At 63.5% G+C, this 14,788-nt stretch carries 13 protein-coding genes; 1 reads left to right on the top strand and 12 read right to left on the bottom strand.

Annotated features, from left to right (window positions below; all coding sequences use genetic code 11):
• Positions 1-99 precede the first annotated feature (99 nt).
• From GGR39_RS10845 to GGR39_RS10835, 3 genes are read right to left on the bottom strand one after another with little or no spacing between them, the layout of a single operon-like run.
• Positions 100-1,206 (bottom strand): glycosyltransferase, encoded by a 1,107-nt coding sequence (locus GGR39_RS10845; RefSeq protein ID WP_221226093.1) that lies wholly within the window; start codon positions 1,204-1,206, stop codon positions 100-102.
• A gap of 1 nt (position 1,207) precedes the next feature.
• Entirely contained in the window at positions 1,208-2,206 is a 999-nt protein-coding gene (locus GGR39_RS10840) for a glycosyltransferase family 2 protein (protein WP_183617157.1), read from the bottom strand.
• Positions 2,203-3,381, bottom strand: a complete 1,179-nt coding sequence (locus tag GGR39_RS10835; protein WP_183617156.1) for a glycosyltransferase — start codon at positions 3,379-3,381, stop codon at positions 2,203-2,205. Before GGR39_RS10835 ends, GGR39_RS10840 begins: the two co-directional genes overlap by 4 nt.
• A gap of 143 nt (positions 3,382-3,524) precedes the next feature.
• Here GGR39_RS10835 and GGR39_RS10830 point away from each other — a divergent pair, with 143 nt between their 5' ends.
• Positions 3,525-5,429, top strand: a complete 1,905-nt coding sequence (locus GGR39_RS10830; RefSeq protein WP_183617155.1) for an acyltransferase family protein — start codon at positions 3,525-3,527, stop codon at positions 5,427-5,429.
• A gap of 3 nt (positions 5,430-5,432) precedes the next feature.
• Here the strand turns inward: GGR39_RS10830 and GGR39_RS10825 are convergent, their stop codons facing one another.
• The 9 genes from GGR39_RS10825 to GGR39_RS10785 all read right to left on the bottom strand — a co-directional run bounded on the left by GGR39_RS10825 (position 5,433) and on the right by GGR39_RS10785 (position 14,685).
• A complete protein-coding gene (locus GGR39_RS10825; RefSeq protein ID WP_183617154.1) occupies positions 5,433-6,926 on the bottom strand; it encodes a hypothetical protein in 1,494 nt (497 codons plus the stop codon).
• Between the two features lie 10 nt (positions 6,927-6,936).
• The gene (locus GGR39_RS10820; RefSeq protein WP_183617153.1) at positions 6,937-8,334 is read right to left on the bottom strand and encodes an O-antigen ligase family protein; all 1,398 of its coding nucleotides are present in this window, start codon (positions 8,332-8,334) and stop codon (positions 6,937-6,939) included.
• 142 nt (positions 8,335-8,476) lie between these two features.
• Positions 8,477-9,241: a proteasome-type protease gene (locus tag GGR39_RS10815; protein ID WP_058737146.1), complete on the bottom strand. Its 765-nt coding sequence runs from the start codon at positions 9,239-9,241 to the stop codon at positions 8,477-8,479.
• A 44-nt stretch (positions 9,242-9,285) separates the two neighbouring features.
• A complete protein-coding gene (locus GGR39_RS10810) occupies positions 9,286-10,122 on the bottom strand; it encodes a transglutaminase domain-containing protein (protein ID WP_183617152.1) in 837 nt (278 codons plus the stop codon).
• A gap of 12 nt (positions 10,123-10,134) precedes the next feature.
• The gene (locus GGR39_RS10805; RefSeq protein ID WP_183617151.1) at positions 10,135-11,082 is read right to left on the bottom strand and encodes an alpha-E domain-containing protein; all 948 of its coding nucleotides are present in this window, start codon (positions 11,080-11,082) and stop codon (positions 10,135-10,137) included.
• Positions 11,083-11,218: 136 nt separating this feature from the next.
• Complete coding sequence (locus tag GGR39_RS10800) at positions 11,219-12,649, bottom strand: circularly permuted type 2 ATP-grasp protein (protein ID WP_058737149.1); 1,431 nt, start codon at positions 12,647-12,649, stop codon at positions 11,219-11,221.
• Between the two features lie 112 nt (positions 12,650-12,761).
• On the bottom strand, positions 12,762-13,316 hold the full coding sequence (locus GGR39_RS10795; protein ID WP_183617150.1) for a CAP domain-containing protein: 555 nt from the start codon (positions 13,314-13,316) through the stop codon (positions 12,762-12,764).
• A gap of 116 nt (positions 13,317-13,432) precedes the next feature.
• Entirely contained in the window at positions 13,433-14,029 is a 597-nt protein-coding gene (locus GGR39_RS10790) for a L,D-transpeptidase family protein (protein WP_183617149.1), read from the bottom strand.
• Positions 14,030-14,064: 35 nt separating this feature from the next.
• Positions 14,065-14,685, bottom strand: a complete 621-nt coding sequence (locus tag GGR39_RS10785) for a hypothetical protein (protein ID WP_183617148.1) — start codon at positions 14,683-14,685, stop codon at positions 14,065-14,067.
• Positions 14,686-14,788 lie beyond the last annotated feature (103 nt).

The raw sequence follows: 14,788 nt of genomic DNA, 5'->3' as shown, positions 1-14,788 counted from the left end.
GCCTTTGTCCAAGAATGATCACGAACCCGCCGCCCGTATCGGCTTGGTGGCGATCAGGCGAGCGTGGCACGACATTCCGGCCTGATAGCACCGAGTATCTCACCCTGCCACAAGCCTTTCGTAGGCGTCGATCATGACCGCGTGGCACGCCGTAAGGCCGAGGGATCGCGCCTGGTTGGCCCAATGTGCGCGATCGGCCTCGTCCGCCAGCAGCCGGTTCAGGACTGTGGCCAGGGCGGTATCGTCCCCGATCGGGACGGCGATTCCGCAATGCTCTCCCGATGGCGAGGTGATACCTTCCATCTGAACCGGAACCGCGGACACCACCAGGGGCAATCCCAGCCTGGCCGCTTCCACCAGGGCCAGGCTGTGCCCCTCATAATGGCTAACTTGTGCGAACACTTGCGCGGTGGCGGCATGGGCCAGCGCCTGCTGCCGCGTCATCTGGCCCAGGAAGCGCACCCGATCCGCTATGCCCAACTCGAGCGTCAGCGCACGAAGGGCCGCTTCGTCCTCCCCACCGCCGATGATGTCAAGCGTTCCGGCCGGAACCTGGGCCATCGCGCGCAGGAGCATCGGATAGTTCTTCTGATAGCTCAACCGGCCCATGGCCACGATCCGCCCCACCGCCTTCGGACGCGCTACCGCCACCAATCGGTCGATCGCCTGTTCCACGCTTTCGGGCAGCGCATTGTGAACGGTCACGCGCTTCGCCCGATAGGCGGCGGGTGCTCCATCCAGCGAGCGGGCCACGGCATCGGATACGCTGATGATCGCGCTGACTTCCCGCATGCCACCGGTCCACCGGTCGAGCCGGGCCAGAAGCGGGTTATGGGTATCGGCGGGCGAGTGGTGAGACACGTAGACGCGCGTCCCCGTTCCCGCCACGCGCACCGCCAGCGGCATGAGGACGTTCGCCAAGGGCATCGCCGTGATCACTGCCCGAGGCTGCTCTCGGCGCAGATAGCGCACCAGAGCGACAAACAAGCGGATGTTACCAAGCAAACCCGAGGGCCTCGCAGCCAACACGTGATGCCAGCCCTCCTCAGCCGCCGCATCGCGCTGCACGGCGTCACGATTGGGGTAGAGGACAAACCGGCGCACGGAATGGCCTCGCGCTGCAAGACCGGCGACGGCATCGTTCCAGATTTCGCGTAAGCCACCCGGCTCGCTATGCGTCATCGCGAAGTGAATGGCCCCCGCCATCTCAGCGCGCGGACAGATCGTTGCAGCCGATCGGCTCAAGCGCAGGACGACGCGGGCGGAAAAAGCCTTGGATCAGGCCGATGGCATTCACGTTCCAGGTCGCCAGGGAGTATAGGCCCAGTCGAAGCCCGCCCCGTCGCCAGGAAAAGTAACCGACAGGAAGCGCGACGATCGCAGCCAGTCCCAGCCGCCAACCGCCCGCTAGGCAAAGCGCCAACAGCACCCACCATGCGTAGATCACGATGCCAAAGCGCAACTGTGCGAAGTCCCGCAGCACCTGACCGAAATGCCGCTGGCCGATGGCTGCGCGCACGACCTCGCCCGCCCCCCCGGCATAGCCCGAGCGCAGGCGGCGCAGCATCAGCTTGTACCCCGCGACGACATGACCGTAGTGGTCCACTGCATCGACGCCGATACGCGCCAACTTCCAGCCTTTCGATCGCAAGCGGGCACCCAGTTCGAACTCCTCGAAAGCGTGAAGATTGCGGTCTGCAAAGTACCCCACCTCCCGCACCGCAGCCACGCGATACAGGCCGCCGCAGTCCAGCCGGTCCACTTCCCCGGCCACGCGGGAGCCTTTTTGGGCGTCGGATTGCGCGCGCAGCTCGAATTCAATGCTGTTGGTGTTCGCCTCGCACACGCGTCCGCCGACAGCGGCGAACTGCGGGTTCTCTTGCAAAAAGGCGACGCCAGCACCCAGAAATCCGGGTTTCAACACCATGTCGCCGTCGAGGAGGTAGAAGAAGTCACCGCTGGCCTGCTGAAATGCCAGCTGCGCGCCCGTGCCGCAGGACTTCTCCGCCGGGATGGCCAATTGCAGGATGCGAACCGGAAAGCCTCGCGCAATCTCGATCGTGCGATCGGTCGAGCCGCTATCTGCCAAGATCACTTCACCCCCGAACGGCGCGACGGCGGCACAAGCGCTCGCCAGAGCCTGCGCGATATGGGCCTCTTCGTTCAAGGCCTTGATCCCGATGGTGACTTTAGGCGTGGCGCTCATGCCCCACCCCCGGCCAACTCCGCGTAAGCCTGGCGATACCCCTGTACCATCTCCTCGGGCGAGAAGCGCGTCATCATCACCTGCCGCAAAGGCGCGACAACCTCGCGAGCGGCGGCAGGGTCGTCGATCAGACGCGCCACGATACCGCCCAAAGCGTGGGCATCATCGACCGGCGCATTGTACGGATAATCGGGCGGAAGGACTTCGGCGAGCCCGGGTGCGGTGGTCGTGGCCAGCGGCACACCTGCCATGAACGCCTCGATCGCGAGCAGGCCCAGCCCCTCGAACCGGGACGGCATCAGAACCACATCCCACTCGCCCAGTCGTTGCCCCAGTTGCTCGATCGGCGGCACCATCCGCACCGTCCACCCAGACGCGATGCCCTGAAGATCATGGCGAAGTTCCGCATCTTGCGGACCTGTGCCAGCAATCGTCACTTCCACATCCCGCCGTGTCGTTCCGGCATGCGCCGAAGCCAGGATCGCAGGCAGGAGATCGCTTCCCTTGGCTGGAACCAGCCGCGCGGCAAACAGCAAACGCACCGGAGACGGGGCTCTTGTGGTTACTGTCGAAGTCGAGGGCGCGACAACCCCGTTATAGATCACGGTCGGCCGCGTCCGGGTCGTGCGGGTCGGAATGGCGCAATCGGCATCGGCCGCCGCTTGCGAGACGGCGATGGCGTGGCCGTGCGACAGCCGCTGCGTCACCCAACCGCCGATGCGGCCCCAAGCGATCCATAACTCGCAATTGTGGACTGTGCGCAAGACGCCAACCCTGCGCAACCCGGGCGATAGCAGCGTGGCTAAGGCATAGGTCAGCTCCGGCACCTCCGTGTGGAGGTGAACCACGTCCGCCCGAAACGCTTTGACCGCCCGCGCCAGCCTCCAAGCCGCGACCAGAGCGCCGCCCTTCTTGAAATTGCCGGAGGCCCCGTCCCAAAAAGGCACGCGCGAGTCGCGAAGACGCGCAGCCATGTCTCGCCCGACCTGGGTCTGTTCCGAAAGCGCGAACACGCCGAACACACCGAAGTCCACTTCGCGATGCAGCGCGCCGATAAGGTCGATCGCGACGCTTTCCGCACCGCCGAGGTCCAGCTTGGTGATGACCTGAAGGACGCGCGGCCTTCGCTGGCGAGATGCCGGATCGGTCATCATCATGGCCGAGGCGCTGGACACGTACGATCCCTTGTTTATGGCAACGGCCCGTGCCGCCACTTGCCAAGCCTCTATCAGTGGATCAACGTAGCGTCGAGGGGATCGCTCGCGCGCCAGGCGACCTTTCACATCACCCCCACGCGACGTTGCCCGATCGCATCTGAATGAGCACCGCCTTGGAGCCTGTCGTCCCGCATACTGTCAGCAGGCCCAGCTCCGGCGTCAAGCACAGACCCGAAATCGACGGCCTGCGCGCGTTGGCGATCCTGCCGATCCTGCTGCATCACTGCGGCGTGACCGCGTTGCGGGGTGGCTTCACCGGCGTCGATATCTTCTTCGTGATCTCCGGCTACCTCATAACCGGCATCATCCAGGCCGAGCTGGCCGCCGGATCGTTTTCGCTCACCAGCTTCTATCGCCGCCGGATCGTCCGCATTCTGCCCGCGCTGACGCTGATGATCGTCGTCGTGCTGTCGCTGGGCTGCATCATCCTGCTGCCAAAGCCCTTGCGTGACCTGGGCCGGAGCGCGGCGGCGACCGCGGCCTTCGGATCGAACATCTATTTCTACACAACGGTCGACTACTTCTATTCGGACTTGAAGCCGTTGGTGCACACTTGGTCGCTGGCGGTGGAGGAGCAGTTCTACCTGCTATACCCGATCCTGCTGCTGGCGCTGCGCGGCCTGGAACGGCGGCGGTTGGTCCAAGTACTCATGGGCATCAGCGCCACCTCCATCCTGACGGGGCTTTATTATGCCGTCTTCGATCCCGGCGGTGGCTTCTACCTGCTCCCCGCCCGTATCTGGGAACTGCTGCTGGGCGGGCTGGTGGCGCTGGGCGTCTTCCCGAAGCTGCCGCAAGTTGTGCGAACCGTGGCGGTATGGGGCGCGCTGGTCGTAATCGTGGCCAGCGTGTTCGCGATCAAGTCGACCTGGCCTTTTCCGGTCCCTTTCGCGTTTCCGGTGGCAGGATCGGCGGCGCTGCTGATAGCCTATGCACCCGGCACCGGTGCGGCAGGCCTTCTCTCTTTGCGACCATTGCGATGGATCGGCCTGATCTCCTATTCACTCTATATTTGGCACCGCCCGATCATTGCCTTCTACCTTCAGGGCCGGTCGGAGATCATCGGCAGCGCCGATATCGCCATTTTGGTGACGCTGAGCTTCATGGCGGCGATCCTATCCTACTTCCTGGTGGAACGCCCGGCCCTGAGGCGCTGGCGAAACGGCACTGGCCTGATGCCGCATATGATCGCCCTGGGGGGGCTCGTCGCCATCGCGGCTGCCGGATTGATCATCGCCAAACAGGCGGAGCGTATCAAACACCTCCCGCCCGATGTGACACGGGTGGCAGGCTACCTCCAGTTCGACAAAACACCGGCGGGCCGCGCGCAATATGCCACCGGGCACTGCTTCCACCTGCCGTACACGACGCCCAATGATACGGCCTGCCTGCAAATGGCGTCGGACCGCGCGAACGTCCTGCTCGTGGGCGACAGCCATGCCGGACAGCTGTCACAGGAGCTGCGCCGCGCCATCGCACCGGCCAACATGCTGCAAGCGACGGCGGCGGGGTGCCGGCCGACGATCCAGGGCAAGGGGCTGCGCAGTTGTCGGGGCATCGTGATCGCGGCACTGGAGGAAGTGGACGTCTCTCGGTTGCAAGGCGTCGTCATCGCCGGTCGCTGGTTCGATACGGACCGGCCGTTGCTGATCGAAACGATCCGCCGGTTGCAACAACGCGGCGCGCGCCGGATCGTCGTCGTCGGCCCGATGGTCGAATACTCCGCCGACTTTCCCGACCTGCTGGCGCGCAGCATGTTGGATCACGATTTCGGTCGCATGGAAAACGCAAGAGAGGCCGATCGCCGCCCCCTGGACGCGGCCATGCGCCAGGATGTGATCGCCACCGGTGCCCGCTACGTCTCGCACTTCGACATCGAATGCCCGGGTGGCCGATGTCGCTTATTCACCGCCGATGGCGGACCGATCCATATCGATCACTCACACCTGACGCCACTGGCCTCTGTCCCAGTGGCACGAGCCATCGCGCGCGAGATCAGCCGATAGCTGTCAGCGCGGCGGGATCAGCAATGAATCGGGCGGGATCGAAACAAACATGCGTCCCGCCTCGGCAAGACCGATCGCCAGCACTGGCAATGCCAGGCACGCCACAGCGAGCCCACGCCTTTCACGCGGTAGGGTACGCCAAGCCCCATCACCAATGCCAATCGCCAGCGCGAATGAGGACAGGACTGCCGTCAGCAAAAAATAGCGCGGGGCCGTGGCCACACCGGCAATGGCGTAGGATCCCGCGTAAAGCAGCGCCGCCGCGCTCATCGACAAGGCAGTCCAGAGTACGGCATCGTTTTTCTCGACGCGCTGTAGCCGCATAAACAGCATGACAAACGTGCTGAGCGCCAGCGCCACAACCACGGCGGGGATGAAGATGACGCCCAGGGTATGCTTGGCAATAAGCGTCAGTAGCGAATCTTGCGGCGGGTCCCGCAACTCGGTGGGTGATACCGGGACGATGCCATTGCGTGGCTTCGTGGAAGTGAGCAGCAGCAGTTCGGCGTTCATATGCCGCACGCGATGCACGGCGTAGGTGACAGGATGAGCCGCCACCGCATCGATCCATCGGCGCTTGAAATCAGACGGCGGCGGCACGGCCCCGGCGATTATCTGGGGCTGATCCAGCAGTTTCGCACCAGCCCTTTCCGGAAACCACGGACACTTGCCCCAAGGCGCCATCGTGTCCCACATCACCGGGGAATAGCAGCGTGTCACATCGCGCTTGGTGATGCGGCTGGCCGGCCCGAACACCGTCAAGTCGCCACTTCCGCTCGCGATCCCGAGCAGGTCGAACAGCAACAGCGAATCTTCCACCCGCGATGATTCGGCGCGGAAGACCGCGCGGTTCGCCACTTGCACCGCGCCAGCGAGGGCGACCGCGATGATCGCGCACAAGCCAAGGCTCAACCAGAAGCGCCGCAGCAGTCTTGGCGCAAACGCCAAGATCACGGCAGGGCCTGCCGCAAAGGCGCCGTTGTGCCGCATCAGGACCCCGCAGCAGACCATTAGCAGTGCGATAGCGATCAGCGGCACGGATGCCCTCTCCCGCGTCCTGGCCGCCAGCAGCAGGGCGTAGCTCCAGATGAAGCAAGAAGTCAGCAAGCCATCCTTGCCGATCGGATCGAACCAGACCACCACCGCGATCACCGATGCCGCGACCGCAGCAAAAGCGATCATAGGTTTACCCAGCCGCACCAGGGTCATAGCGAACAGCCCGATGCCGCTCCAGTAGAAGAGGATCGAAAACACCAGCAGCGGGCGCGGGCCAGGTCCGAAAACGCCCAGGAGCTGCCACAATCGCGTCATCGCGGGTGGGTGCCAGTCGTTCAGGCGGTTGGTGCGAACTTGCAGCCATTGCATGCTGGCATCGTTGCTAAGCGGGGCCTGCCACGACACCGCTAGATGCGCCGCGATGATGATGACGATAAAAACAAGCAGCCAGCCCTGCACGATCGGAAGGCGCGCACCGCGGGGCCGCTGGCCCGTCATCATCCTGGCCGCCTCAGGCCAGTTCACGCCGGCGCTGCGAGAGGGCGGCGAAGATATCCGCTCCACTCATTTTGCGGCTGGCAGTGCCGACCTGCTCCCAGTTCTGGGCGATCGCCACGGCCACCATCATGATGACGCCCACCAGGGTATCGCGCTCCAGCAAGCTGGATTCGGTGACGTTGTGCCCCATGCAAAACACCAGCAATGCCACTGCCAGAGCGCCGCGCTGCGGTGTGATCCGACTGGCGAGCAATTTCCAGGCCGGCCACACCACAGCCGCGAACACCGCCAGCAACACACCGGGAACGCCGACGGCGACCAGCAAATCAAGATAACCGTTATGGCCCGACCCTGCCGTCTTCACGAAGCCCTGCCCGTAGTCGTAGATCGGGCTGTCCGTGCCAGCGTCCCAGAACGATCCGTACCCTGCGCCCAGCAAGAGATGCTCACCCGCGTAGCGGATCATCGCGTCCCAAATGAAACCGCGCCCGGTGAAGAATTTGGGGTTCAGCAGGTTCTCGAACACAAAGCTCTGATAGGTGCTGTAGAAGAACCACCCCGCCGCGGTGAGGAACATGATCATCGGGATCGCAAAGCTGCGGATGCGTTCGTCGTAGCGCTGAAAAATCCAGCCGCATAATAGCGCGATCAGCAGCATGCCGAAGGATGTCTTGGACTGGGCCTTGTAGAGAAAAAAGGCCGCCGCCAGGAGCACCGCCCAACGCAAGACCGGCTTGATCTGTTTGGTATCGTAAAGGAACAGCATCAGCGTGATGGCACAGGCCGCGCCCGCGATGTTCTTGTGCCCCATCAGACCGCGCCAGTTACCCACCACCGTCAGCTGGATATCGCCGTCCAGCATCATGTGAATGCCAATCGACGGCGCGATGGCCACCGTGATGTACCCTGCGATCAGGATAGCAACGAACAGAAAACGTAGCACCTTGATCGTGCGATCGTATCCGGCGGCCTGCATGATAATAAATGTGTTCCAGACGACGATCGTCATCAGCACCAGGCGACGAACGGCAACACCTGGATTGATCGCCCACGCCAAGCTGATCCAGCACCATCCCAGCGCCAGCATCAACGGCCAGGGCATGATCAGCGCCTTGAGGCCCGATCCCTGCTTCCAAGTCGCGAAAATCGAGAACAACAGGATCAGGACGTAACCAATCTGTCGGACGACGCTGCCCTCTCCCGAGGCGCTGATGTCACCGATCGCCATTTCGCGAACGACCATGGCAGGCGCCAGCAGAACCATAGCGAAGAACGCGACGGCAGCGATGTAGAGCAGGCGATCGTCGTTTGTCGCAACGCCCGCAGCGGAGGCTGACCGGCGTTTCCTGGCGGAGCCCGAGCCGGACCTTCTGGACGAGGTCGCTTCGGACTCTCTTGAGGCGATCTTCATCGGGGCGAACGGTTCCTGTTGCGCGTACCGCACGGTACCATCTGCCGATCACGGCAGGCAGATTATCTCGTAAACATCCCTATAGCTTCGCGGCGTACCGGTCCAGTCGCAATGGTGATCGGATCGGCGCTGCGTGCTTCCATTACGAGACGATGGCGTGGGTCGGCGTTGGCTCGATTTCGTAATTCGGCAGCGAGAGGAACGCCTTCTTCAACGCTTCCCCCCAGCCGGCCGAGATCGTCTGGAAATAGCGATCCTTGCCATCGATGCGACGCTCATGAAGCGGCTCGAAGTGATCGCGCTCCACCACCAGCAGATCCAGCGGCAATCCAACGGACAGGTTGGCCTTCACGGTGGAATCGAACGAGACCATCAGCAGCTTTACCGCGCTTTCGAACGACATATCGCGCTCGTAACCCCGGATCAGGATCGGGCGACCGTACTTTGTTTCGCCGATTTGGAAAAACGGCGTGTCATAGCTCGCCTCGATGAAGTTGCCCTCGGGATAGATTAGGAACAGGCGCGGCTCCATGCCCTTGATCTGTCCCGCCACGATCATCGAGGCGCCGAAGGTGTTGCCTGCATTCTGGCCGCCCTGCACTGCGCGGGACTGGATGGTCTGGCGCAACAGATCGCCCACGATCGTCGCCACCTGGAACATCGTGGGTGCTTCCAGCAGCGAATTGTGCCGATCGGACGGGGCCTTGTTACGTTCTTCCAGGCTGCTGATCACGGACTGGGTGGTGGCAAGATTGCCGGCTGTCATCACCGTGATCAGCCGTTCGCCCGGAACCGACCAGTGGAACATCTTGCGAAAGCTCGAGATGTTGTCGACGCCCGAATTCGTGCGGGTATCGCTCATCATCACCAGCCCGTGGTCCAGCATCATCCCCACGCAATACGTCATTATTCGAACCCGTCCTTCAAAACCCCGTCCGCGCCGCCCCAGCGTCAGGGAGCGGACTGTTGCTGCTGCTGGCTTACCTGCGGTGCATCTACCGAGAGATGAACGGACAGGCGCCCCGGTCCTGCGCCGGTCACTACACCTGTAAACGGCGCGGCTTCACTATAATCACAACCGGTGGTTACGCGAACATACCGTTCGTCCGGGCTTATCGAGTTCGAGACATCAAATCCGACCCAGCCAAGGCCCATTACGTAGGCCTCGACCCAGCCGTGGCCCGCATCCTGCTCCACCCGGCCGTCCATCTTGAGGTAGCCGCCAACGTAGCGCGCCGGCACGTCCAGCAAGCGTGCGGCGCTGATGAAGATATGCGCATGATCCTGGCAAACCCCGTGTCCGGCGGCCAGGGACTGCTCTGCCGTGGTAGTCACGTCGGTCGTGCCCGGTTCATATTCCACCGCCGCACGCACCGCCAGGCTCAAGCTGTGGAGCATCGCCAACCGCTCTTCCTTCTGCCCGGCGACCGAGGCGGCGAGCGAGCGGACCTTGGGGCCGGCACGGGTCAGCGGCGTGGCCCGGGTAAAGGCCCAGAGAGGAAAATGCCCGCTATGTTCCCCCAGGATGCCGTGATTGTCCGCCGTCTTCACCGTGCCGCGGCAAGTGATGACAACCTCGCGTACGCCCGGCTCCAGCGAAACCAGTTCCACATGATTGTGGTGCTGATCGTCGTAAGCCGCCTCGTGACGCGCGCCTTCCAGCACGGTCTCCCATTCCACCACCTGCTGGCCATGCGTCGGCTTGGGCCGCAGCCGCAAACGCTGCAGACCATGGATCACGCTTTGATCGAAGTTGTAGCGAGTTTCATGCTCGATGGTCAGCAACACGGGTGGGCCGTCCTATCCGATGAAGCGATAGTCGGACGAGATCGCCTCGCCGATGTTATGGGTGCGGCGGATAAAGTCACGCAGGAACTCATGCAGGCCGGATTCAAAAATCTGTTCGATCGTGCAGTCATGTAAGCGGCTGCCCGCATCCCGCAACTGCTGATGCGCCTGGGTTTCCCCGCCGTATTGCTTCGCCAGGCCCGCCATGTTGCTGCGGATCTTATCAAAACAGAACACCAGGCTGCGCGGGAAACGCCCGTCCAGGATCAGGAACCGGGCGATCTCGCGCGGGTCCATCGTGCCGGCGTTGAGCCAGGAGAAGGCGCGGTTTCCCGCCACCGAGCGCAGCAGCGTGTCCCACTGCACATTGTCCAGACTGGAGCCGACCCAGGCGACCGATGGCAGTAGGACGTAGTATTTCACGTCCAGGATGCGCGCGGTGTTGTCCGCCCGCTCAATGAAGGTGCCGATGCGCGCGAAGTTGAACACCTCGTTGCGCAGCATCGAGCCTTCCATCGCCCCACGAACTAGGCTCGCGCGCTGGCGGATGGTGGAAAGAACCTCGCCCAGATTGCCTTCTCGCACCGGACGGCTGAGCATGTCGCGCAGGATCATCCAGGTCTCGTTGATCGCCTGCCACACCTCATTGGTGAGGCTGGTGCGGACGACCCTGGCGTTGGTGCGCGCACTTTCCAACATGGATAGGACGCTGCCTGGGTTCTCCCGCTCGCGCAGGAGATAGTTGAAAACCTGCGCGCCGCTGATGTCCGGATGCGCGGCCAGGTAGCCCTGCTCGTGGCCGGTGGTGATCAGCACCGAGCGCCATTCCTCGTCCTGCCGCTCCCGGCTGCCGCGCGTGAGGGCGAGGTGAAAACCGACGTCGATCAGCCGCCCGGTATTCTCCGCCCTCTCAAGATACCGCGTCATCCAGTAGACGCCATTGGCTGCCCGGCCCAGCATCAGCGGATCACTCCGACGGCGGGGGCGAAATCGCGGCCGTCGCCGTTAGCCGTTTTCTGGGCGCGGGCCATGCCAAAGGGCAATGCGCCTCCGAGCCGCAAGGTCGCGCGCACGGGGAGAACGAGATTTTCCCTCATCATTCGTCCAGCACCCAGCTGTCCTTGGTCCCGCCCCCTTGCGAGGAATTCACCACCAGCGACCCCTTCTTCAACGCCACGCGCGTCAGACCGCCCGGCGTGATGTCGATCCCGTTGGGCGAAACCAGCACGAACGGCCGCAAATCGACATGCCGGGGTGCCAGTCCCGACTTGGTGAAGATCGGCACCGTCGACAAAGAGAGCGTTGGCTGGGCGATATAATTCGCCGGCCGCGCCCGCAGCTTGGCGGCGAAGGCGGCGATCTCCTTCTTGGAAGAGGTCGGCCCGATCAGCATGCCGTAGCCGCCCGATCCGTGCACTTCCTTCACCACCAACTCAGACAGGTTATCCAGCACATATTTTAGCGAATCCGGCTCGCTGCAGCGCCAGGTCGGCACGTTTTGCAGGATCGGCTTCTCACCAGTGTAGAACTCGACGATATCGGGCATAAAGCTGTAGATCGCCTTGTCATCGGCGATGCCCGTGCCCGGTGCATTGGCGATGGTGACACCGCCCGCGCGATAGACATCCATGATCCCGGCCACGCCCAGCACGCTGTCCGGCTGAAAGCTGAGCGGATCGAGGTAATTGTCGTCCACGCGGCGATAGATCACGTCGACCGGCTGAAATCCCTCGGTCGTGCGCATCTGTACCCGCCCGTTGCTGACGCGCAAATCGCTACCCTCGACCAGTTCGGCGCCCATCTGGTCCGCAAGATAGGCGTGTTCGAAGTAGGCGGAGTTGTAGATGCCTGGCGTCAGCACGGCCACCGATGGCCGCGATCCCGCACACGCCGGAGCGGAGGCCTGCAACGACCGGCGCAAGCGGCGTGGATAGTCCGACACGGGCCGAACCGGGATCTTCGTGAACAGCTCCGGGAACATCGCCATCATCGTCTCGCGGTTCTCGAGCATGTACGAGACGCCGGACGGGGTGCGGGCGTTGTCCTCCAGCACCATGAACTCATCCGGGCCGGTGCGGACCAGATCGATCCCGACGATGTGGGTATAGACCCCGCCGGGCGGCGTGAAGCCGATCATCTGCGTCAGGAATGCTTCGTTATCGCGCAGGAAATGGACCGGCAGACGCCCTGCCTTCACGATCTCCTGCCGGTGATAGAGATCCTGCAGAAAGGCGTTGATCGCGCGCACCCGCTGCTCGATCCCGCGCGTCAGCTTGCGCCATTCACGCGCGGTAATGATGCGAGGGATCATGTCGAACGGGATCAGCCGCTCTTCACCGGCATCTTCGCCATAGACGTTGAAGGTGATGCCGATACGGCGGAAGAACCGCTCGGCTTCCGCATCCTGGCGCTTCAGCCAGGAGATATCCTGGCCGTCATACCAGTCCCGAAAATCGGCATAGGCGGCGCGTATCGTGCCGTCCTCGTCGAGCATTTCATCGTAACGTGATCCGCTCGCAGAACTCATCGTGACTCCCGTTTGTCACGGGTGTGCAACAAGCCCTCCGCTTTGCCAAGCCGGTTATGCTGCGCGTGCGAAATAATATTTAGGCCAAGGCCGCGTCACATCACCGCAACGGTCAGAAAGGGCGCTCGCCCATGTAATTGCCAGCTTCGGCGTAGCGGCACACCAGCACGTCTTCCACCTGGCCGCGCGCCAGCGCGCAACCCACCTGTCGGGTCTGACGCCACACCAACTGCGTGTAATGCCCGACATCCTCTACCCGACCGGTCGTGCTGTTGGCCGGGAACGTACCAGGGCGGAAGAAGCGCTTTTCCCGCACCCAGCCATCGACCATCGCCTCAAGGCCGTAATAGCCGCGCGTTCCCGCCCACAAGTTTTCACCCTGCGGGTCGACCGGTCGCTCCGGCGCATGTTCGAACCGGCCAGTGGCAGCCAGGTGATGAGCCCAGCCACGAGCGGAATTGGCAAGTTGCGGGTTCCAGTGCAGCGGCTCTATCCCAAGGGCTGCGCGCTCGCGATTATGCGCGGCCAGGATGCGCGCCTCGAACTGCCCGGAAAGGCTGGTCGCTCCCGATAGCGCCGGAGCAACCGCCAGCAGTGCCCCCGCGGCCAGAAGCCGTCGCGCCGATGGCAGTGCGCTTTTGCCGAAGAAGATCCGTCCCGCGACCATGCGCAGGATATGCGGCGCGCAGCGTCAACGGCCGGTTCGCTACTTTGGTTACTCGCGCCTTCAACAGATTTTGCCGACGATTATCCGGCGGTTACGCGTTCACCGAAAGCAGCCGGTCATGCCGGGGGCGCGCCAACGATAGCCACGCGATCGCCTCGGCGGGCCTGCGCGAACAAGAGCCGCGCAAATTCCGGCGGCACACCGATGCAGCCATGCGTGGCGGCGCCCGCGCGCACGTTGCTGGCGTGGATCGCGATGCCATCCCTGGTCAGGCGCAACATATAGGGCATGGGCGCATCGTAGAGGTTCGAGCGGTGATGCCGCGCCCGCGCCAGGATGGGATAGACGCCCGGCGGTGTGGGCTTGCGATCCGCGCCGTAGAGAATCACCGCAGAGCCAATCTCATGCCCGGCACGGAAGACGGAAATGGTCTGCAGGCTCAGGTCCACCCGCATCCACACGGGGCCTGGCGGCACGCCGCGATCATCCCAGACATAGCTGCCGAATCGCATCGGCTGGCGGACATCCAGCAAACTACGCACTGTCTGCCGCTCTCCATTCGGGAGGCGCAGCGAGGGCAGGCGGGCTGCCGGGTAGATGATGCGCCGGCTGGCGACGGGTGGCGAAACGGTAGTCTCCGCCGCTTGCACCGGGATGGTCATCGACATCACGGCGCCCGTGATCGCCAAAGCGGGAGGGACGGTTCTGGCCATCCTCCTCAGCAGGTTCGTTACGACATTACGTACGCTCACGATCCGGTCGCTGGCGTATTGATAACGCTGGTCCGACGACGAAGCGTATGCCCGATCATGCCGATCCCCATCACCATCATCAGCCACGTCGCCACTTCCGGCACCGCGCCGCCGGGGGTGATAGGGGGCGTTGGCGTGCCGGAGCCTGTCTGCCGGGGGCGATCGCCGAACGCGAACGGTGGCACGTCGAAGCCAGGGGGAGAGAGCGCATTGCCAAGATCGGGCAGATCGAAAACACCCACCGGGAAGCCTGTCAACCCGGCATCCGGCGGCAGCGCGAACGCGGGTAGCTCTATGAGTGGCGCCGGAACAGGCCGCCGCCGCACGACCGCCAGCACTCGCTCTTTCGGTCGGGGAGCAATCACCGGGGGCCGCGCCCGCGTGATGGCCGCCTTGCGTGGCTTAGTCTGATAAAGCGCACCCTTCGGCCGCTGCCCCGGCGAGCGTGAGCGCAGGATCGACAAGGGATCGCGAAGGGCGGAGGAAATGGCAGCTCGGTCCTGACTGCCGGCAAAGCTGACGAACACGCCCAGCCCGGCCAGAGCGGCAATACAGGCGATCAGCACCTTGCGTTGCAGCGGCCCAAGCCTGGACAGGACTTCCGCTATCGCTTCCAAGAGTGGACCCTTCCCCGCATCAGTCTGTTTTAACATGCTTTACGGGCGTGAGGTTGCGGTTAACCTCGGTATCGGATCGATCTTCCGCGTCTCAGGGATTCCT

Source organism: Novosphingobium fluoreni (assembly GCF_014196615.1).
In the GTDB taxonomy this organism is placed as follows: domain Bacteria; phylum Pseudomonadota; class Alphaproteobacteria; order Sphingomonadales; family Sphingomonadaceae; genus Novosphingobium; species Novosphingobium fluoreni.
This window is presented reverse-complemented; position numbering and strand designations above follow the sequence as displayed.